The organism is Glutamicibacter sp. PAEs-4 (genome assembly GCF_051161755.1).
Taxonomy (GTDB): Bacteria; Actinomycetota; Actinomycetes; order Actinomycetales; family Micrococcaceae; genus Glutamicibacter; species Glutamicibacter nicotianae.
This window is the reverse complement of sequence record NZ_CP195017.1, coordinates 2,709,816-2,730,061: the sequence shown is the minus strand read 5'-3', so window position 1 is coordinate 2,730,061 and position 20,246 is coordinate 2,709,816. Positions and strand designations below refer to the sequence as shown.

The window sequence follows — 20,246 nt, the reverse complement described above, 5'->3', positions numbered from 1 at the left end:
TTCAAGAATAGTGTGTTTCTGCGGACATTTTCAAGATGCAACCACATAGTGAGGTTCCCTCTGTTATTCTGGACTTGGGAAATCCAGGACAAGGAGAGGGCTTATGAGCGCTATGGGAATGCCAGGTCCGCATCCAGGCGGTGGCGGACGGGGCCCGTCCGCGGATGCCGCAGGGGACAAGCAGTGGCTCTCCGAGCATCCGGTGTCGCTCGCACGCATCGCCGGGCTCTTCCGTCCTCATCTGGGATCGGTGATTGCCGTCATGCTGCTGATCGTGGCATCCTCGATCATCGGCTTGGCCCAGCCGTTCATCATCCGGGAACTCATTGACGACGCCATTCCCCACAGCAACGTCCGATTGCTGCTCTGGGGCGCCGGGGGACTGGTGCTGATCGCCTTGGCCACCGCGATCCTGGAAGTCCTCCAGACCTGGCGGGCAACCCTGATGGGCCAACGTGTCATGCATGGACTGCGGACCGGGCTGTTCACGCACCTGCAGAAGCAATCCCTGGGTTTCTTCACCAACTCCCGCTCCGGGGACGTGCAGTCCCGCCTGGTCAACGACGTGGGGCAGATGCAATCGGTGATCACCAATTCGGCCACGAGCATTGCCTCGAACCTGACCACGGTCGTTGCCACCGCCTGCGCGATGGTGGCGATTTCGTGGAAGCTGAGCCTGATCTCCCTGGTCGTCCTGCCGCCAGCAGTGCTGCTGGCCAAGCAAACCGCGAAGCTGCGCCGCGCCGTGACAGGAAAGCGCCAGCGCGAGATGTCCAACTTGACCTCGCTGATCGAAGAACGCCTGAGCATCTCCGGGGTCCGGCTCTCCAAGATCATGGGCACCGGTACCGCCGATGCCCAAGCTTTCGGAGACTCCAGCCGCAAGCTCATCGACCTGGAAATGAAAAGCGCCTTGGCCGGGCGATGGCGCATGGCCACGATGAGCATCATCTTCGCTGCCATCCCCGCGGTGCTCTACATCGTGGCAGGCCTGCCCGCCACCGGGCAGGGCATGAGCATCGGCACCCTGGTGGCCTTCACCGGGTTGCAGGCCGGGATCTTCCGCCCGGTCATGGGCCTGATGCAGATTTCGGTCCAGTGGATCTCGGCCATGGCCCTGTTCAGCCGCGTCTTCGAATACCTCGATACCGACCAGGCGCTGCCGGTAGCCGAGCATCCGCGGGCGGTTGAACCCGCGAAGCTGCGCGGCGAAGTGGAGTTGCGCAATGTCAGTTTCCGCTACCCCGAAGCTGATCGCGCCACCCTGGATCAGCTGAATTTGGAGCTCGAAGCCGGGACCATGACCGCGGTGGTTGGCGCTACCGGCTCGGGCAAATCCACCCTGGGATCCTTGCTGCCCCGGTTGCTTGATCCCACCGAGGGCCAGGTGCTGCTCGACGGCATTGACCTGAAGGAATTCGAACCCGAGGGGATCGCGCAGGCGGTCTCCGTGGTGGCTCAGGAAAGCTACCTGCTGCATGCCTCGATTCGCGAGAACCTCTTGTGGGCGGCGCCGGAGACAACGGAAGAAGAGCTCTGGGATGCATTGGAAGCCGCGCAGATGGCGCCACTGATCCGCAGCCTGCCGCACGGCCTGGAAACACAGGTGGGGCAGCGCGGGCACCGCTTCTCCGGTGGCGAGCAGCAGCGACTGGCCATTGCCCGCACCATGCTGCGCAAGCCGAAGGTGCTGGTGCTCGATGAAGCCACCAGTGCGCTGGATACCGTCACCGAGGCGCTGGTGCAGCGGGCGCTGGATGAGCTGGCGATGGGGCGCACAACCTTGCTCATCGCGCACCGGTTGAGCACGGTGATGCGGGCGGACCGCATCGTGGTGCTGGAGGATGGACGGATTGCCGAATCCGGTACCTTTGATGAACTGGTCCAGCGCGGGGGCCAGTTCGCCCAGCTGGTAGCCAAGAGCGAACTAGCCCAGAGGACCAGCTAGCACCCGTCCGGTTTCAGGCCCTGCTGCTCCAGGGAGGCCAGGATCTTGGGCAGCGCCGATTCGAAGGCGGTGCGCTCGGACGGCTCCAGCGAGTCGAAGATGGTTTCACGCACGAAGCTTACGTGGCTTGGCGCGGCCTCTTCGATGGTTTGGCGCCCTTGGGCGGTCAGCGTGATCTGGTGCCCGCGGCGGTCGGTTTCATCCGAGCAGCGGCTGATCAGGCCCTTGGCTTCCATGCGGCGCAGCAGGTGGGAGAGGCGGGAGCGATCCCAGCGCAATGCGGTGGCCACGTCGGCCGGGCGCAGGCTCGGCTCGGCCGTTTCCGAGAGCACGGCCAGCACCGAGTATTCGCCGGACTGCATATTCGAATCGCGGAGCATCTGGCGGTCCATGGCGCTGGGGAACTGCCAGAGGAATTCGCGCAGGGTACGCCAGAGGTCCTGCTCGCTATCGGTGAGCCAGCGGGTCTCTTCGCTCTTCATTCTCTTTCCTAACCATGTTCTGCCCAACGGGGATGCTGAAATATTGTTGACGCATCAATTATCTCCTGTATAGTGGGATTTGGCAAGAGATGATGACGTGTCAACTAAAGTGGTTGGCCGCAGAGCTCCAAGGAGATTGAATTGTCGAAGATCGCTATCGTTACCGGTTCCACCCGTCCAGGCCGCGTCAACCAGTCTGTCGCGCAATGGGTGCTGGCCAAGGCCGAGGAATTCGGCGGTGCCGACTATGAGCTGGTGGACATCGTGGATTTCAACCTGCCGATTCTCGATGAGCCCTTCCCGGCCGCCTACCAGAACTACCAGAACGACCACACCAAGGCCTTCGCCGCCAAGATGAGTGAATTCGACGGCTACATTTTCATTGTTGGCGAGTACAACCACTCTGTCCAGCCTGCCTTGGCCAACGCGCTGAGCTACCTGAATGCCGAGCTGAACAACAAGGCCGCAGGCATGGTCGGCTACGGCTCCGCCATGGGTTCGCGCGCGGTGGAGCACCTGCGTGGAATCCTCTCCGAACTGCAGATCGCCCATGTGCAGAAGACCGGCATGTTCTCGCTGTTCACCGACTTCGAGAACTTCTCCACCTTCGCACCGACCGAGCAGTCCGCTGGCAGCGTGCAGCCGATGTTAGAGCAGCTTCTGGCCTGGAGCAAGGCCATGGCGACCGTGCGCGACAGCGCCTCGGTCAACGCCTAAGGATGATCGAATATGGCGGGGTGCTGGCAATCGGCACCCTGCCATTTCCAAACCTGTCCAACTGCCATAGTCTCGACATGAATGGTTTATGCACGGGACCGCAAAATTCTTTGGAAGGAATGCGATGAGCGACGAATACTCGACCAAGGGCTCCTACGTCACCGGCGGAGAATTCACCCGGGACACCAACTACATCCAGGACCGCATCGTCGCTGATGCCAGCGCCGAGCACTATGGGCACAAGGACAGCCACAGCAAGATCGGGCATCCCGACGCAGGGCTGTCCGAAGGCGCCCAGCTCTGGCCGGTGGAGGCCGGCCGCTACCATCTGGTGGCCGCCCGCGCGTGCCCATGGGCCAACCGGACCCTGATAGTCCGCCGCCTGCTGGGCCTGGAAGACGCGCTGTCCATCGGACTGCCCGGTCCCACCCACGATGCGCGCAGCTGGACCTTCGACCTGGATCCGGAGGGCAAGGATCCGGTGCTGGGCACCGAGCGGGTCCAGGAAAACTACTTCAAGCGCTTTGCCGATTATCCACGCGGGATCACCGTTCCGGCCATTGTCGATATCCCCACCGGCGCGGTTGTCACCAACGACTACCCGCAAATCACCTGGGACATGTCCACGCAGTGGAAGGAATTCCATCGTGAAGGCGCACCGGATCTCATTGCCCATGACCAGCTCGATGAGATGCTGCCGCTGATCAAGCGGATTTTCACCGAGGTGAATAACGGCGTCTACCGTGCCGGGTTCGCGGGGGACCAGAAGTCCTACGACGACGCCTACGACAGGCTATTCACCACGTTGGACTACCTCGAAGAACGGCTATCCACCCGCCGCTTCCTCATGGGCGATTACATCACCGAGGCCGACGTGCGGTTGTTCACCACCCTGGCGCGATTCGACCCGGTCTACCACGGCCACTTCAAGGCCAATCGCAACAAGCTCATCGACATGCCCAACCTCTGGGGGTACGCCCGGGATCTGTTCCAGACCCCAGGCTTTGGCGACACCATCGACTTCGAGCAGATCAAGGCCCACTACTATGTGGTCCACGAAGACATCAACCCGACCGGGATCATTCCGAAGGGACCGGATCTGGCGAACTGGCTCGAAGCCCCGGACCGGGAAGAACTGGCGGAGCACGGCCCGTTCCTGAACGGCACGGCACCGGACGAAGTCCGTGCCGAGGAACGCGTCCAGGCAGGACACAACCCGCTGTACCCTGCCTAGGCTCCGGAAGAACCAGCCTGGCGGCCCAAGAGCAGGTCCATCCCATGGAGCGGATCCCGGGCCGCTGCGCTTTATTCGAAGTCGAAGCCCTGGGCTTCGCACGCCTCCTGGAATGCTGCCAAGTCGGTGATCTTCGGCGTGCCGGCGTCATCGGTGGCCACGGCAGCGCTGATTTCTCCGGTCGTGGCCTTCGCCCCGTGCTCAGCGGCTTTCGCCATGTTCGTCGCGCCCATGCCCTCGGGGTCAACCATGCCCCCGCCAAAGTGCACGCACGCGGTATGGCCCTGCGGATCCTGCTCGCGCAACTCTTCGATCGACGGGCCGCCGCAAGCGGTGAGCGCCAAGGCTAGGGTGGCCAGTACAGGCATAATTTTCTTCACAACCCAATCCTAGGCATGGATCCGCTGGGATGCTGTGTTCCGCTCTGCAGGAATTCGCTGGCGACATGGCCCTATGCCTGGAACCCCGCGGTGCGGTGAACGTGGCAGGATTAAACCATGACAATCATTGCAGCGGCGGATGGATCAGCCCTAGGGAATCCCGGACCAGCAGGTTGGGCCTGGTACGTGGACCAGGACAACTGGGCCGCTGGCGGTTGGGACCACGGAACCAACAACATGGGCGAGCTCCAGGCGGTGCTCGAGCTCTTCCGGGCTACCGAGCACCTGCCAGACGAAGAACTGAAGATCCTGTGCGACTCGCAGTACGCGATCAACTGCATCAGCAAATGGATGCCAGGGTGGAAGAAAAAGGGCTGGAAGAAGGCCGACGGCAAACCGGTACTGAACCAGGACATCCTCAAGGAACTGGATCAGGCCATTTCCGGGCGCAAATACACTTTTGAATGGGTCAAGGGCCATGCCGGCCATGAGCTGAACGAGGCAGCAGACGGACATGCCCGCGCGGCTGCCACCGCGCACCAGCAGGGCACGGCAGTAGAGGCTGGACCCGGCTACACTGCCGGTGGATCAGCCTCGTCCGGCTCTCCGGCTGAGACGGAGGCGGCACCAGCACCGGCGGAAGAAACCGCTGCCACGCCAGAACCCGGCATGGACATCGCGGCCGCCGCCTATGAGCTGGAGCAGGGTTTTCTCGACCCGCAGATCCGCGCCAGCTTCGCCGAGCTGAACGACTTCCTGCACCCCGGCTATCAGGAAGTGACCCGGCATGGGGGCCTGCTGGACGTGGCCACGGTCCGATCCATGCTGGAATCCGGGGTGGCACTGCCAAGCACCGGTGCGGTGCAGGTGCTTGCGGCGCGCGAAGTGGATGCGCAGATGGTGCTGCTCGCCTACCGCATGAAGCCCGCGGATTCCCCGGTGCTCGTGGTCTCGTCGTGGTGGCAACGCACCGAACGCGGCCTGAAGCTTCGTTTCCGCCAGGAAACCGTTGAGCAGGCGGCGTAGAAAACGCGCTTAACGCAGCAATGCCCGCCGAATCAATCGGCGGGCATCGCTGCATTAAGAGCTAGGGATCAGTACTGGCCCGGGCGGGTTTCAATGACGCCCTTCTTGTAATTGATCCGGTTGATCAGCCAGGTGACTGCCCACAGCACGATGCCGATCACCAGCAGCAGGCCGGCAATCTCGTACTGTACCCAGTCCTCGCGGGAACGAGCCCAAGGGCCGGCAAGGAACAGGCAGAAGACCACGCCGAGGATCGGGATGATCGTTGGCGCGCGGAACGCGCCGGGCTCCGGCTTGTCGCGGCGCAGCACCAGCAGGGCGACGTTCACGACGGCGAATACGCACAGCAGCAGCAGTGCGGTGGTGCCGCCCAGCGAGCCGACGATGCTGCTGCCGGTATCCAGGTTCACGTAGGCAACCAGTGCGATGGCCAGCGCGGTGCTGAACAGGATCGCAACCCATGGGGAGCGCCGGGTCGAGTGCACCTTGCCCAGGAACTGCGGAAGCACGCCCTGGCGGGCCATGCCGTAGAGCAGCCGGCTGGCCATCAGCATGTTCATCAGCGCCGTGTTGACCACCGCGAAGACGGTCAGGAACGGGAAGATCGCGTCCACCGGCAGATTCGGCAGGCCAATGCGCACCACATCCAGCAGGATGCCGGCATCCGGGTTCTTCGGATTCAGCAGGTCACCGGTGGGGATCACCATGATGACGGTGACGGCCACCAGCATGTAGATCACTGCGCAGATGCCCAGGCCGATGAGCATGATCTTCGGGAAGTCCTTCTTCGGGTTCTTGGTTTCCTCCACCAGGTTCACCGAGTCCTCGAAGCCCACCATGGCGAAGAATGCAATGGCGGTGCCCATGGTCACGGCGGCGAAGACGCTGCGGTCGGTCGGGGTCTCGAAGACCACCAGGCGGGAGATGTCTCCGTGGCCCGAAGCGATCACGGCGAAGCCGATGCCGATGATCGCGGCCATGATGGCCAGCGACACGACGGTCAGGAAGAGGTTGAACTTCACGCTCTCGCCGACGCCGCGGAAGTTGATGATCGCGAGGATGACGATCACCGCAATAGCCGCCCACATGCCCGCTTCAGGCGTGTTGGGCACGCCCTCGACGAACTGGCCGATGCCAATCAGCAGGTTCCGCCCGACCAGGGTGGCCGAGGTAGCGGCGCTGGTAATGCCGGAGCAGGCAACGGTGAAGGCCACCAGGAAGGTCACGAAGTGGATGCCGAACGCCTTGTGGATGTACAGGGCGGCACCTGCTGCGTGCGGGTACTTGGTGACCAGTTCGAGGTAGCTGAAGGCGGTGAGGGTCGCGATCGCGAAGGCGATCAGGAACGGCAGCCACGCGGCTCCACCCACCTGGCCGGCAACCTTGCCGGTAATTGCGAAAATGCCGGCGCCGATGATATCGCCCATGATGAGGAATAGCAGCAGCTTCGGGCCAATCACCCGGTGGAGTTCTGTTTCTTTGCCGTCGGTAACGGCCGTGTCACTGTTCACAGTCATGCGATCGAGATCATCTCCTTCAAATTTGTAGGCAAACGTTACAACTTTAGGGTCAGCGCATGAAGTGGGCAAACCGGGCTCTGAGCTGGCTCGCAGAATCGCGGGACGAACGGCATTATTACGTCGGCGAGTGGCTTAATCGCTTCAAAGGTGTGAGCTGACCTACCTATATGCTGGGTGGTGGACAGCATGTGGAACCTTCGGGAAATGGGAGCACTGCGGTTAGGGTTGGTTGTTGAGGAACAAGCACTTTAAGGATTTAGATGCAATCGGTGATCACTGAGGATTTCGCGCCCCTGGCCCAGGCTTTGGAAGCGCGTGCCGCTGAGGAAGAAGGCTACTCGGCGCAGCTGGCCGTATACCACCGCGGAGAACTGGTGCTCAGCCACACCGTCGGAGAGCACCTCTCGGGCGACGCGTTGACCTGTGTTTTCTCCTGTACCAAGGGCCTGGGCGCGCTGGTCGTGGCACTGCTCGTGCAAGATGGCCTGATTGATCCGAATGCGCCCATGGCCACCTACTGGCCTGAATTCGGCGAGAACGGGAAATCCAGGCTCACCGTCGGCGAGGTGCTCAGCCACCAGGCCGGCGTGCTGGGCGTTCCCGGGGGCGTGCCCAGCAAGATCCTCCTGGACTCCGCCGAGTACGCCAAGGTGCTCGCTTCCATGCCCAGTGTCTGGCCGCTGGGGCAGAATATCGTCGGCTACCACGCGATCACCATGGGCGTGCTCATGGAAGAACTGGTCCGCCGGGTCACCGGCAAGGAGCTCAAGGAGGTCTTCGAGGGGCGCATCCGCAAGCCGCTGGGCGCCGAGGCCTACATCGGCCAGGACCCAGCGCTGGAATCGCGCTACCGCGATGTGCTGCCAGCAGCCGAAGCTGCCACCGAATTCTTCGACCCGTTTTCCCCGGCCGGACTGGCGGTGAATTCGGCCTCCGGGTTCGCGCTGGAAACTGGCCCGGTCTACAACTGGCACGAACTGGCCAATGCGCCGCAGGTGCGCGAACTGGGCCCGGCATCCATGGGAGCGGTGGCCAACGCCCAGGGCCTGGCCGCCATCTATGCCGCCTCCTTCGGTGCAGTTCCGGCACTGGGAACCACGCGTGGTTTCCTTTCCGCCGACACCTGGTCCCAGGTATCCACCGAACTGGTCTACGGCCATGACCGGACCAATGGACTGCTGCAGGCCTTCGCCCTGGGATTCATGAAGGCCACCGCGCGCAACAATTACGGCTCGATTTTCGCCTACGGCCATGACGGTGCGAACTCCTCGCTGGCCTTCGCCGATCCGGCCCACCAGCTGGGCTTCGGATTCATCCCCTCGCGCAATGAAGGTCTCAAGGAGACCTCCACCGGGGTGAAGCTCAGCCAGCTGGCGCGCCAGCTGATCATGCAGAAGAACATGGCGGCCCAGGCTGCCGGCAACAACGCATAGCCGCCCCACCGGGCAAGGAACGAAGCAGGAGCGAAGTGAAGAAGTTTGTGGCACTGGGTGACTCGTTCACCGAAGGCGTTGGCGACGCGGATCCGGTCCGCCCTAACCAGGTGCGCGGCTGGGCGGACCGGGTGGCCGAGGTGCTCTGCGCCGAAGGGGAATGGGAATACGCCAATCTGGCCGTGCGCGGCAAGAAGATCGGCCAGGTGATCAACCAGCAGCTGGACCAGGCCCTTGCGTTGGCCCCGGATCTGGTCTCCATCTACGCCGGCGGCAACGACATCCTGCGGCCCAAGGCCGACCTGGATGCGCTGATGCGCGGCTATGCCGGCATGGTGCGCCGCTTTTCCGAAGCCGGAAGCACGGTGCTGCTGTTCACCGGTTTCGACACCGTGGACTCGCCGCTGTTCTCCAAGACCCGTCCGCGCACTGCCATCTACAACGAGAAGGTCCGCGAAATCGCGGACGAATACGGTGCGCTGATCGCCGACTACTGGCGATGGCGCGAATTCTCTGACCTGCGCTACTGGGCGCCGGACCGGCTGCACATGAACGAGCTGGGCCACACGCTGATGGCTTCCAAGGTCCTGGACGTGCTCGGCGCCGGGCAGATCACCAAGGAGAACTGGTCTGCGAAGATCCAGCAGCCGTCGCTGCCGGAGCTGGCGGTGAACTCGCGCGGCGAGAAACTGAAGCAGGAATTGGGCTGGGCCAGGGAGCATTTGGCTCCGTGGATCAAGCGACGGCTCACCGGCACCTCGTCGGGAGATTCCTTATCAGCGAAGTATCCCGATTACATCCGTTTAACTGCAGGCGCAAACTGAACGCGTTTATGACTTTTCCTGCCACCGTTCCTGTTTGACGTTGGGGGCGAGGCGGGTAACATGGTGGTGTGCTGCAGGCCTCCGGCCGGCAGCACACGCCATAGACGGATGGCGGGAGAGTCCCGTTCACACCATGGACGGGCGCCGTAGGAGCAATTCCTCCCCAGGAAACTCTCAGGCACCCGTACCGCCATCATGAGGCAACTCTGGAAAGAAACCGGCCCGTTCCGGTTCACCGAAGGTGCAAGTACCCGGCTTGGTTTGCTGGATGCGTAAAACTCTCAGGTTATGCAACAGGGATGGGGAGGTAAAAAGACCTTCCTTTGGCATGCGCCAAGACAGATCCCATGGAGATACCCGCACCATGACCATCACGCAGACTTCGGCACCAGCGAATACTGAATTCGTCTCCCGCCATATCGGCCCGCGTCCTTCCGACGTTGCCACCATGCTTCAGAGCCTGGGCTACGACAGCCTGGAAGCACTGATCGACACCGCCGTTCCGGCAGATATCCGCCAGGACTCCGCACTGGATATCCCTGATGCGCTGAGCGAAACCGAAGCCTTGGCCCACCTGCGTGCGCTTGCCTCGAAGAACGTCATGAAGACCCAGATGATCGGCCAGGGCTTCTACGACACCATCACCCCAGCCGTAATCCGCCGCAACATCGTGGAAAACCCTGCCTGGTACACCGCCTACACCCCGTACCAGCCAGAAATCTCCCAGGGCCGCCTCGAAGCCCTGCTGAACTTCCAGACCATGGTCATGGACCTGACCGGCCTGCCGATCGCCAACGCTTCGCTGCTGGACGAATCCTCGGCCGCCGCCGAAGCAGTGCTGATGATGCGCCGTGCCAACAAGAAGAAGGCCAAGGGCAAGACCGTCCTGGACTCCAACATCTTCCCGCAGACTTTGAAGGTCGTGCAGGGCCGCGCCGACGCGCTGGGCTTCGAGATCGAGGTCGCCGACCTCTCCGCAGGCCTGCCCGAGGGCGACATTTCCGGCATCGTGCTGCAGCAGCCGGGCAATGACGGCTCGATCGCCGACCACGCCTCGATCATCGCCGCCGCCAAGGAAGCCGGCGCCATGGTGACCGTGATCGCCGACCTGCTGTCGCTGACCATGATCACCCCTCCGGGCGAGCAGGGCGCCGACATCGCCGTGGGCAACACCCAGCGCTTCGGCGTGCCGCTGTTCTTCGGCGGACCGCACGCAGCCTACATGGCTGTTGCCGATGGCCTGACCCGCTCGATGCCAGGCCGCCTGGTGGGCGTCTCGGCCGATGACGCTGGCGTTCCCGCCTACCGCCTGGCGCTGCAGACCCGCGAGCAGCACATCCGCCGCGAGAAGGCCACTTCCAACATCTGCACCGCGCAGGCCCTGCTGGCCATCTGCGCATCGATGTACGCCGTCTACCACGGCCCGGCCGGGCTGAAGCAGATCGCAACCCGTGCCAACAACCACGCCCGCGTGATCGCCAGCTCGCTGGTCGCAGGCGGCTTCACCCTGGCCTCGGATACCTTCTTCGACACCGTTGTGGTGAACGTCGAGAACGCCGATGCCATCATTTCCAAGGCCGTCGAGGCAGGCATCAACCTGCGCAAGGTGGGCGAAACCCAGGTGGGCATCTCCACCGACGAAACCACCACCTCCGCAGTGGTCAAGACCCTGCTTGAGGTCTTCGGCGTGCAGCTCTCGGCTCCGGAAGGCTTCGAGCTGCCCGAGGCCATGGTGCGCACCAGCGACTTCATGACCCACCCGATCTTCAACTCGATCTCCTCCGAGACCCAGATGATGCGCTACCTGCGCCGCCTCTCGGATCGCGACCTGGCGCTGGACCGCACCATGATCCCGCTGGGCTCGTGCACCATGAAGCTGAACTCGGCCGCCGAGATGGAATCCATCACCTGGCCTGAATTCGCGTCCATCCACCCCTACGCACCTGCCGCGCAGACCGCCGGCTGGCGCGAGCTGATCACCGACCTGGAAGGCCGCCTGACCGCCATCACCGGCTACGCAGGCGTCTCCATCCAGCCGAACGCCGGCTCGCAGGGCGAGTACGCCGGCCTTCTGGCCATCTCGGACTACCACCGTTCGCGCGGCGAAAGCCAGCGCGACCTGTGCCTGATCCCTGCATCGGCACACGGCACCAATGCCGCTTCGGCGGTGCTGGCAGGCATGCGCGTGGTCGTCGTGAAGACCGCGGCCGATGGCACCATCGACGCCAATGACCTGGATGCCAAGATCGAGGCCAACAAGGACGTCCTTGCCGCCATCATGATCACCTACCCATCCACGCACGGTGTCTACGACGCCGACGTGCGCGAGGTCTGCGACAAGGTCCACGCCGCCGGCGGCCAGGTGTACATCGACGGCGCGAACATGAACGCCATGGTGGGCCTGGCCCAGCCGGGCAAGTTCGGCGGCGACGTGTCGCACCTGAACCTGCACAAGACCTTCTGCATCCCGCACGGCGGCGGCGGTCCGGGCGTTGGCCCGATCGGCGTGGGCGAGCACCTGCTGCCGTTCCTGCCAGGCGACGCCTCGGGCACCTACTCGGAGCGCGACGGCGTGCCGGTCGTGGCAACCGCCTTCGGCTCGGCCGGCGTGCTGCCGATCTCCTGGGCCTACATCGCGATGATGGGCGGCGACGGACTGACCGAAGCCACCAAGCACGCGATCCTGAACGCGAACTACATCGCCAAGCGCCTGGGCGAGCACTTCCCGATCCTGTTCACCGGCAACCAGGACCTGGTCGCCCACGAATGCATCCTGGACCTGCGCGAACTGACCGCCAAGACCGGGGTCACCGCCGAGGACGTGGCCAAGCGCCTGATCGACTTCGGCTTCCACGCGCCAACCCTGTCCTTCCCGGTCGCCGGCACCCTGATGGTGGAGCCGACCGAGTCCGAGGACCTGGCCGAGATCGAGCGCTTCATCGAAGCCATGATCACCATCCGCCAGGAAATGGACGAGGTGCTCTCCGGTGCGTACAGCATCGAGGAATCCCCGCTGCGCAACGCTCCGCACACGGTCTCGGCAGTGGTCAACAGCAACTGGGACCGCAAGTACTCGGTGGAGCAGGCAGCCTTCCCGGTAGCCAGCCTGAAGTTCGATAAGTACTTCCCAACCGTGGGCCGCATCGACGGTGCCGGCGGCGACCGCAACCTGATCTGCTCCTGCCCGGCTCCTGAAGCCTTCGAAGACTAAGGAAGAGTTAGAGATGACTGAGACTACCCAAGCACTCAAGCGCACCGCACTGCACGCCCAGCATGAAGCTTTGGGCGCGAACTTCACCGATTTCGGCGGCTGGGACATGCCGCTGAAGTACGGCTCGGAACTGGCAGAGCACAAGGCCGTGCGCTCCACCGCCGGCCTGTTCGACCTGTCCCACATGGGCGAGGTCTACCTCACCGGACCGGAAGCCGGCGTCGCGCTGAACACCGCGCTGGCAGGCAACCTGAGCATCATGAAGGTCGGCAAGGCGAAGTACTCGCTGATCCTGAACGCCGAGGGCAAGATCATCGACGACCTGATCGTCTACCGCCTGGAAGAGGAGAAGTTCCTCGTCGTGCCGAACGCCGGCAATGCCCCGGTGGTCGCCGCCGAGCTGGCAGCCCGCGCCGCTGATTTCGATGTAGTCGTGGACGACGCATCGGGCCGCCAGTCGCTGATCGCGGTCCAGGGCCCGAACGCCGAGGCGATCGTGAGCAAGCTGGCCGCCGACGAGGCAACCGCCCAGGCCGTCGCAGAGCTGAAGTATTACGCGGCTGTGAAGCTGGTGCTCGGCGGTATCGACGTGCTGCTGGCCCGCACCGGCTACACCGGCGAGGACGGCTTCGAGCTGATCATCGAGAACGAGGATGCGTCAGCCCTCTGGGAGAAGACCGTTGAAGCCGGCAAGGACCACGAGCTGGTTCCTTGCGGCCTGGCCGCCCGCGACTCGCTGCGCCTGGAAGCCGGCATGCCGCTGTACGGCAACGAGCTGTCCCTGGAACGCAACCCGTTCGACGCGGGCTTCGGCCCGGTGGTTTCCTTCAAAAAGGAAGAGAACTTCGTGGGCCGCGAGGCACTTGAAGCGCTGCGCGGCACCACCCCGCCACGCAAGCTCGTGGGCCTCAAGGGCCTGGGCAAGCGCGCCGGCCGCGGAGGCTACTCCATCGTCAAGGACGGCACCGCCATTGGCGAAATCACCTCCGGCCAGCCATCGCCAACGCTGGGCTATCCGGTGGCGCTGGGCTACGTGGATGCCGAATTCAGCGCAACCGGAACCGAGCTGGAGGTCGATCTGCGCGGTAAGACTTTGCCATTTGTCGTAGTCGAACTGCCGTTCTACACCCGAGCCAAGTAACGTTAAACATCAGTAGGGCTAAGCTAAGCGCCCGCTAATTCCCTTGGGAGAGGAAATACCGTGAGTAAAGTTCTTTCGTCATTGCGCTACTCGGCTGAGCACGAGTGGATCGATGCATCGTCCCCAGCAAAGATCGGCATCACCCAGGTTGCCGCTGACGCCCTGGGCGACGTGGTCTACGTCGACCTGCCAGAGGTTGGCGACACCGTGACCGCAGGCGAGACCTGCGGCGAGGTCGAGTCCACCAAGTCGGTCTCCGACCTGTACTCGCCAGTGACCGGCACCATCGTTGAGGTCAACCAGGAAGCCGTGGACAACCCGGCCATCCTGAACGAGGATCCATACGGTGCCGGCTGGCTGTTCACCGTTGAGGTCACCGAAGAAGGACCGCTGCTCTCGGCAGCAGATTACGCAAGCGCGAACGGTGGAAACGTCGAGTAATGAGCAACCAGACTTTTGAAACCGTTGCCTCGAGCTCGCTGACCCAGTCGCTGGCATCGCTGGACCCGGAGGTGGCGCAGCGCATTGACGCTGAGCTGGCTCGCCAGCAGCGCGGCCTGGAAATGATCGCCTCGGAGAACCACACCGCGCAGGCCATCATGCAGGCGCAGGGTTCGGTGCTGACCAACAAGTACGCCGAGGGCTACCCGGGCCGCCGCTACTACGGCGGCTGCGAGGAAGTCGACGTCATCGAGACGTTGGCGATTGAGCGCCTCAAGGAGTTGTTCGGGGCGAAGTTCGCGAACGTGCAGCCGCATTCCGGTGCGCAGGCTAATGCGTCGGTGTACCACGCGCTGGTGCGCCCGGGCGATACCGTCCTCGGGTTGAACCTGAACCACGGTGGGCACTTGACCCACGGGATGAAGCTGAACTTCTCGGGCCGCTTGTTCAACATCGTGCCTTACGGCGTGGATGAGGAAACCTACCAGGTGGACATGGATGAGGTGGAGCGCCTTGCGGTCGAGCACCAGCCGAAGATGATTGTTGCCGGCTGGTCGGCGTACCCTCGCCAGCTGGATTTCAAGCGTTTCCGCGAGATTGCCGACAAGGTTGGCGCGTACCTGTTCGTGGACATGGCGCACTTCGCTGGCTTGGTGGCCGCCGGGCTGCACCCGTCGCCGGTTCCGCATGCCCATGTGGTGACTTCCACGACGCACAAGACGTTGGCTGGTCCGCGTGGCGGCATCATTCTGTCGAATGATGCGGAGATTGCGAAGAAGCTGAATTCGGCGGTGTTCCCTGGCCAGCAGGGTGGTCCGTTGGAGCATGTGATTGCTGGCAAGGCTGTGGCGTTCAAGATTGCTGGGTCGCCGGAGTTCAAGGAGCGCCAGGAGCGTACCTTGGCTGGGTCGAAGATCTTGGCTGAGCGTTTGACCCGGGAAGACGTTGTTGCCAAGGGCATCAGCGTGCTGACTGGTGGCACCGATGTGCATCTGGTGCTGGTGGATCTGCGTGACAGCGAGTTGGACGGCCAGCAGGCTGAAGACCTTTTGGCGCAGGTGGAGATCACGGTGAATCGTAATTCGGTTCCGTTTGATCCGCGTCCGCCGATGGTGACTTCGGGCCTGCGCATTGGTACTCCGGCGTTGGCGACGCGTGGTTTCTCCGAGGCTGCGTTTGCTGAGGTTGCGGAGATCATTGCACAGACCTTGATCGCTGGTGCCGACGGCAATACGGCTGCACTGCCAGAGCTGAAGGAACGTGTTCTGGCGTTGGCTGAAGCCCACCCACTGTACCCGGACCTGCCAAAGGTTTCCGAGTAGCAGCAAGCTAGTGAAGATGCGGGCCCGGAAGGTGGAATTAGGCGCTTTTCGGGCCCGCAGTCTCTCACCATCCAAAGTTCCACCAGCCGCCGCGATACCTGCGGCGGCCCGGGGGGAGTTTGGAACCACACTTCATAGATCCGGAGCCCAAGCTCTCGGATTACCCAAGTTCTAAGGATGTGACCCGCATGGCGGTTAGCGTATTCGATCTTTTCTCGGTTGGCATCGGACCATCTTCCAGCCATACCGTGGGACCAATGCGTGCAGCGCACGCATTCATTGCCCAAGTAATCCGAGAAGGCCAACTGGACGCACTGGAAAATATCCGTGTGGACGTCTATGGATCCCTGGCCGCTACCGGCCGCGGCCACGGTACCTTCACCGCCATCATGCTCGGGCTCGAAGGCTTCGAACCTGAAACGGTGCTGCCAGCACAGGTCGATGAGCGCCTGGCAGACATGGAAGCCACCGGCGTGCTGCGCTTGGCCGAACAGCTGGGCCAGCGCAAGGACCTGGACTACAAGGTCGAGGACATGATCCAGCACCCGCTGACCGTGCTGCCGCGCCACACCAACGGGGTAAAGTTCATTGCCCTGGATGCCGAAGGCAATGAAATCGTCAACGTGACCTTCTTCTCCGTCGGTGGCGGCTTCATCGTGCGCGAAGGCGCCGAAGACCGCATCGAGAAGAACCTCGAGGAGAAGCTGAACAAGCAGCCCTACCCGTTCACGACAGCAGCCGCACTGCTGGAGCATGTGAAGGAAACCGGCCTGTCCATTGCCGAGATCATGATGGCCAACGAGGAAACCTATCGCACCCGCGAGGAAATCCGATCAGGCCTCATCCACATCTACGAAGTGATGGAAGGCTGCAAGGACTCCGCGCTGGAACGCACCGGCGTGCTGCCCGGCGGCCTGAAAGTCCGCCGTCGCGCCCCGGAATGGCATGAACGCCTGCGCAAGGAAGACAAGGACCGCGATCCGGTCTACTGGCAGGAATGGATCAACCTCGTCGCACTGGCAGTCAATGAGGAGAACGCCTCCGGCGGACGGGTTGTCACCGCCCCCACCAACGGCGCCGCCGGCATCATCCCGGCAGTGCTGTTCTACGCCACCCACTACGCGCCAGGCGCGAAGTACTGGAACGAGGACGAAAAGCACGACGCAGTCGTACGCTTCCTGCTCACTGCAGGCGCCGTCGGCGTGCTGTACAAGGAACAGGCATCGATTTCCGGAGCGGAAGTTGGCTGCCAGGGCGAAGTCGGTTCGGCCTCCTCGATGGCCGCCGGTGGCCTGGCCGAAATCCTTGGCGGCACCCCAGCCCAGGTGGAGAACGCCGCGGAAATCGCAATGGAACACAACCTGGGACTGACCTGCGATCCAATCGGCGGCTTGGTCCAGATCCCATGCATCGAACGCAACGCCATTGCCGCTTCGAAGGCAGTGAATGCGGCGAAGATGGCACTGATGGGCGACGGCGAACACCACGTCACCTTGGACGAAGTCATCATCACCATGCGCGAAACCGGCAAGGACATGAGCGACAAGTACAAGGAAACTGCCATGGGCGGCTTGGCCGTGAACGTGGTGGAATGCTGATTTCATAGCACCGCGAGAACCAAGTCCAGGAGGCCTGCACCGCAGGCCTCCTGGACCATTTAAACGTGATATCGATCCCCAAAGCGGGCATTTCCCAGCCATTGCTGATAGAACTTGGTCAAGGCCCGATGCGCGTGAGCGCAAACCGATTTCGAGGAGGTGAGCGTCGTGGACGACAGTTCAAGTCGATCTATGCCCACGAACTCACCTGGGCGCTCATAGCCGAATCTGCCGAATAGGGCTGCATCCTGCCATGGGAGTCCCATGAGTTCGTGACACCTGCACATGTCACCGGCGCAGAAACCTGCACGCAAATACTGACTGATTTATCTCCCTGTATTCACGGGGTGCTCCAGCGGTGAGAATTTGCTGGCAGGCTTGTATTCCTGCGCCAAATGAACCATTTGGACGCACATCATGATTTCTCCAGAAAAGGTAGACTTCTCTACTATTTCGCGCTCCTTGAGCTCCCACCTCAACCACGGCGAATTCCAGCAAGCAGCACGGCTGCTGGGGGAGCTGCATACCGCTGAGGCTATCGAGCACCTTGAAGCGCTGGATGCCACCGAAGCAGCCTTGGCCTACCGCCTGCTCGACAAGCAGGCCGCCGTGCTTCTCTTCAAGGACCTCGACGCTGAGGTGCAAGCCGAACTGATTCGGGCGCTGCAGTCAGAAGCAGTGGTCGATGCCTTCTCCCAGCTCTCCGCCGCACAACGGGCAGCACTGCTCGATGAGTTGCCAGCCATCGTGGCAACGAAACTGCTGGCAGGTACATCGAAGGCCAAACGCCAAGACATCGGAGCCCTGCTGGGCTATCCCGAAGCAAGCGCCGGCAGGGCGATGTCCCCGGACTTCATCGCCACCCATCCGCAGCTAACCGTGGCAGAATCCCTGGCACGCATCAGCAAGCGTTTCGCGCATTGCAAGGACGCGCAGCACATCTTGGTGATCGATGATGAACGCAGGCTGCTTGGCACCATCACGCTCAGCGAGCTGCTCGCCGAACCGGGCACGATGACGGTCGCAGAATTGTGCACCCCTGGCCCCAGCGTCCAAGCCTGCGAGCCGGAGGAAAGCGCAGCACGATTGGCCGTGGGGCGGAAGGCAACGGTGCTCCCGGTACTTGATCAAGAAGACCGCCTGCTGGGCGTGCTGACCTTGCCCATGGCGCTCGGGATCCTGGAGGATGCCGAGGAGCGACGCACTGCGTACGATCCCGGGGCGGAACCGCTCGTCCGCCCGTACCTGGGTATGCCGCTGCGCCACCTGGTGAAGGCGCGGATCATCTGGTTGCTGGTCCTTGCGATTGGTGCCACCTTGACCGTCAAGGTCCTCGCCAGTTTCGAGCAGACGCTTGAATCGATGGTGGTGCTCAGCTTGTTCATCCCGCTGATTGTGGGCATTGGCGGGAATACCGGAAACCAGGCGGCGACTACCGTTACGCGTGCGCTGGCGATGGGGGAGGTGCGGGGCCGCGACTTTTGGCGGGTGCTGATGCGTGAGGTGCGTATCGGGGCGATCTTGGGATTGGGCCTTGGCCTTGTCGCCCTGTTCTTGGCCGGGCTCATTTTCGAACCCAGCATCGGATTGGTGATTGGCACCAGCCTCGTGGCGCTATGCAGCATTGCGGCCGCTGTTGGCGGGGTGATGCCGATCATCGGAAAATTCTTCAAGGTCGACCCTGCGGTATTCTCCAATCCCTTTATTTCAACGTTCGTGGATGCCGCTGGGCTGATTGTCTACCTCTCTGTGGCGGTACTGATTCTCGGCTAGTTTGACCTGGCACTGGGGGTGCGCGGAATAAATTCGCGCACGCCAGCGTCGTAACTGGTATGCCTCAAAGCAAGCTATTTACTGAAATTACCGTTCCAACCCGCAGCGGCGAAGGCCTGAAGCTGCGCAATCGCGTGGTCCTCCCGCCGATGTGCCAATACTCCGTGGAAAAACACGACGGCGTTCCAACGACCTGGCATCTGGCTCATCTGGGATCCATGGCGCATGGCGGATACTCCCTGGTTATCGCCGAAGCAACAGCGGTGGCAGCTGAAGGCAGGATCTCGGACCGCGACACCGGTTTGTGGAATGACGAGCAGACTGAGGCCTGGAAGCCGATTACAAAGTACATCCGCTCACATGGTGCAGCCGCTGGAGTGCAGCTTGCGCATGCTGGCGCGAAAGCCTCGACCTATGGTTGGCTCAAGGAGTTCGAAGAGGCCGGAAAAATTGGCAGCATCAGCGATGAAGAAGGCGGCTGGGAAACCTTCACTTCCACTCCAAGCGAGCTCTATGGACTGAAGCCGGCTACCGAGATGACCGTTGAGCAGATCCAGGACTCGGTGCAGAATTGGGCTGACGCGGCCAAGCGCGCAGACGAGGCAGGATTCGACCTGATCCAGATCCATGCGGCCCACGGCTACCTGGTGCACCAGTTCCTCTCGCCGCTGTCCAACAAGCGCACGGATGAATACGGCGGCAGCTTCGAGAACCGCACGCGGTACCTGCGTGAAATCATCAAGGCGGTGGCAGCCGTGTGGCCGGAAAACAAGGTCTTGGGCATCCGCTTCTCGGGAGAGGATTGGGTAGACGACGGATGGGGTATCGCTGACACGATTCGAATCGCCAAGGAGCTCTACGGCTACGGTGTTCGCCATTTCGATCTGTCCAGCGCCGGCATCGGCAAGTTCAAGGGTCCCTCTGGTCCCGGATACCAGGTGCCGTTGGCCCAAGCAGTGAAAGACTCACTGCCGCAGGACGCCTTCGTCACCGCGGTGGGCGTGATCACCGAGCCGGTGCAAGCAGAGCACATCGTCGTGACCGGGCAAGCCGACGGCGTGAGCATCGGACGCGCCGCTCTGGGCGACCCGCAGTGGGCCAACCGTGCGGCGAAAGAACTCGGAGCGCCGATGGCATTCCCTGCCCAATATTGGCGCGGCCACTGGTAAACACTTGCTGTCATGCTGATTTCATCC

16 protein-coding genes and 1 riboswitch are annotated in these 20,246 nt (G+C 62.6%); of the genes, 13 read left to right on the top strand and 3 right to left on the bottom strand.

What is annotated here, in order from left to right; genetic code table 11:
- Positions 1-103 precede the first annotated feature (103 nt).
- Positions 104-1,948, top strand: a complete 1,845-nt coding sequence (locus tag ACR9WD_RS12875) for an ABC transporter ATP-binding protein (protein WP_434922164.1) — start codon at positions 104-106, stop codon at positions 1,946-1,948.
- Here ACR9WD_RS12875 and ACR9WD_RS12870 read toward each other — a convergent pair.
- Positions 1,945-2,430 (bottom strand): MarR family winged helix-turn-helix transcriptional regulator, encoded by a 486-nt coding sequence (locus ACR9WD_RS12870; protein WP_038993747.1) that lies wholly within the window; start codon positions 2,428-2,430, stop codon positions 1,945-1,947. The genes ACR9WD_RS12875 and ACR9WD_RS12870 overlap by 4 nt on opposite strands.
- 141 nt (positions 2,431-2,571) lie before the next feature.
- Here ACR9WD_RS12870 and ACR9WD_RS12865 point away from each other — a divergent pair, with 141 nt between their 5' ends.
- Positions 2,572-3,147, top strand: a complete 576-nt coding sequence (locus tag ACR9WD_RS12865) for an NADPH-dependent FMN reductase (protein ID WP_149597230.1) — start codon at positions 2,572-2,574, stop codon at positions 3,145-3,147.
- Between the two features lie 124 nt (positions 3,148-3,271).
- Entirely contained in the window at positions 3,272-4,381 is a 1,110-nt protein-coding gene (locus tag ACR9WD_RS12860) for a glutathione S-transferase C-terminal domain-containing protein (protein ID WP_083586981.1), read from the top strand.
- Positions 4,382-4,452: 71 nt separating this feature from the next.
- Here ACR9WD_RS12860 and ACR9WD_RS12855 read toward each other — a convergent pair whose 3' ends face one another.
- Positions 4,453-4,761, bottom strand: a complete 309-nt coding sequence (locus tag ACR9WD_RS12855; protein WP_434922163.1) for a hypothetical protein — start codon at positions 4,759-4,761, stop codon at positions 4,453-4,455.
- Positions 4,762-4,878: 117 nt separating this feature from the next.
- Between ACR9WD_RS12855 and ACR9WD_RS12850 the strand changes: the two genes are divergently transcribed.
- Positions 4,879-5,787: an RNase H family protein gene (locus ACR9WD_RS12850; RefSeq protein WP_149597228.1), complete on the top strand. Its 909-nt coding sequence runs from the start codon at positions 4,879-4,881 to the stop codon at positions 5,785-5,787.
- Positions 5,788-5,855: 68 nt separating this feature from the next.
- On the opposite strand, the gene ACR9WD_RS12845 is transcribed toward ACR9WD_RS12850, so the two are convergent.
- Positions 5,856-7,304 carry an APC family permease gene (locus tag ACR9WD_RS12845; protein WP_434922162.1) on the bottom strand — a complete coding sequence of 483 codons (1,449 nt, stop codon included), beginning with the start codon at positions 7,302-7,304 and terminating at the stop codon, positions 5,856-5,858.
- A 263-nt stretch (positions 7,305-7,567) separates the two neighbouring features.
- On the opposite strand from ACR9WD_RS12845, the gene ACR9WD_RS12840 reads away from it, so the two are divergent.
- From ACR9WD_RS12840 to ACR9WD_RS12800, 9 genes are all read left to right on the top strand, one after another.
- Positions 7,568-8,740 carry a serine hydrolase domain-containing protein gene (locus tag ACR9WD_RS12840; RefSeq protein ID WP_149597226.1) on the top strand — a complete coding sequence of 391 codons (1,173 nt, stop codon included), beginning with the start codon at positions 7,568-7,570 and terminating at the stop codon, positions 8,738-8,740.
- A gap of 35 nt (positions 8,741-8,775) precedes the next feature.
- On the top strand, positions 8,776-9,564 hold the full coding sequence (locus ACR9WD_RS12835) for an SGNH/GDSL hydrolase family protein (RefSeq protein ID WP_223308767.1): 789 nt from the start codon (positions 8,776-8,778) through the stop codon (positions 9,562-9,564).
- Between the two features lie 102 nt (positions 9,565-9,666).
- A riboswitch (glycine riboswitch) is annotated at positions 9,667-9,764 on the top strand.
- A 164-nt stretch (positions 9,765-9,928) separates the two neighbouring features.
- The gene (gene gcvP / locus ACR9WD_RS12830; protein WP_121867246.1) at positions 9,929-12,775 is read left to right on the top strand and encodes an aminomethyl-transferring glycine dehydrogenase; all 2,847 of its coding nucleotides are present in this window, start codon (positions 9,929-9,931) and stop codon (positions 12,773-12,775) included.
- 13 nt (positions 12,776-12,788) lie between these two features.
- Positions 12,789-13,916 carry a glycine cleavage system aminomethyltransferase GcvT gene (gene gcvT, locus ACR9WD_RS12825; RefSeq protein WP_073707939.1) on the top strand — a complete coding sequence of 376 codons (1,128 nt, stop codon included), beginning with the start codon at positions 12,789-12,791 and terminating at the stop codon, positions 13,914-13,916.
- A gap of 60 nt (positions 13,917-13,976) precedes the next feature.
- Complete coding sequence (gene gcvH, locus ACR9WD_RS12820) at positions 13,977-14,357, top strand: glycine cleavage system protein GcvH (protein WP_038993761.1); 381 nt, start codon at positions 13,977-13,979, stop codon at positions 14,355-14,357.
- Positions 14,357-15,679 (top strand): serine hydroxymethyltransferase, encoded by a 1,323-nt coding sequence (gene glyA, locus ACR9WD_RS12815; RefSeq protein WP_066141248.1) that lies wholly within the window; start codon positions 14,357-14,359, stop codon positions 15,677-15,679. The genes gcvH and glyA overlap by 1 nt, the downstream gene beginning before the upstream one ends.
- 188 nt (positions 15,680-15,867) lie before the next feature.
- On the top strand, positions 15,868-17,277 hold the full coding sequence (locus tag ACR9WD_RS12810; RefSeq protein WP_434922161.1) for an L-serine ammonia-lyase: 1,410 nt from the start codon (positions 15,868-15,870) through the stop codon (positions 17,275-17,277).
- A gap of 417 nt (positions 17,278-17,694) precedes the next feature.
- Positions 17,695-19,050 carry a magnesium transporter gene (gene mgtE, locus ACR9WD_RS12805; protein WP_434922160.1) on the top strand — a complete coding sequence of 452 codons (1,356 nt, stop codon included), beginning with the start codon at positions 17,695-17,697 and terminating at the stop codon, positions 19,048-19,050.
- 59 nt (positions 19,051-19,109) lie between these two features.
- Positions 19,110-20,219, top strand: a complete 1,110-nt coding sequence (locus ACR9WD_RS12800; protein ID WP_073707991.1) for an NADH:flavin oxidoreductase/NADH oxidase — start codon at positions 19,110-19,112, stop codon at positions 20,217-20,219.
- The last annotated feature ends 27 nt before the right edge of the window (positions 20,220-20,246 follow it).

Bases quoted from the DNA above. Each gene is read 5' to 3' on its own strand.
- ACR9WD_RS12875 (WP_434922164.1), top strand. From the start codon at position 104: ATGAGCGCTATGGGAATGCCAGGTCCGCATCCAGGCGGTGGCGGACGG.
- ACR9WD_RS12870 (WP_038993747.1), bottom strand. From the start codon at position 2,430: ATGAAGAGCGAAGAGACCCGCTGGCTCACCGATAGCGAGCAGGACCTC.
- ACR9WD_RS12860 (WP_083586981.1), top strand. From the start codon at position 3,272: ATGAGCGACGAATACTCGACCAAGGGCTCCTACGTCACCGGCGGAGAA.
- ACR9WD_RS12850 (WP_149597228.1), top strand. From the start codon at position 4,879: ATGACAATCATTGCAGCGGCGGATGGATCAGCCCTAGGGAATCCCGGA.
- ACR9WD_RS12845 (WP_434922162.1), bottom strand. From the start codon at position 7,304: ATGACTGTGAACAGTGACACGGCCGTTACCGACGGCAAAGAAACAGAA.
- ACR9WD_RS12840 (WP_149597226.1), top strand. From the start codon at position 7,568: ATGCAATCGGTGATCACTGAGGATTTCGCGCCCCTGGCCCAGGCTTTG.
- gcvP (WP_121867246.1), top strand. From the start codon at position 9,929: ATGACCATCACGCAGACTTCGGCACCAGCGAATACTGAATTCGTCTCC.
- gcvT (WP_073707939.1), top strand. From the start codon at position 12,789: ATGACTGAGACTACCCAAGCACTCAAGCGCACCGCACTGCACGCCCAG.
- glyA (WP_066141248.1), top strand. From the start codon at position 14,357: ATGAGCAACCAGACTTTTGAAACCGTTGCCTCGAGCTCGCTGACCCAG.
- ACR9WD_RS12810 (WP_434922161.1), top strand. From the start codon at position 15,868: ATGGCGGTTAGCGTATTCGATCTTTTCTCGGTTGGCATCGGACCATCT.
- mgtE (WP_434922160.1), top strand. From the start codon at position 17,695: ATGATTTCTCCAGAAAAGGTAGACTTCTCTACTATTTCGCGCTCCTTG.
- ACR9WD_RS12800 (WP_073707991.1), top strand. From the start codon at position 19,110: ATGCCTCAAAGCAAGCTATTTACTGAAATTACCGTTCCAACCCGCAGC.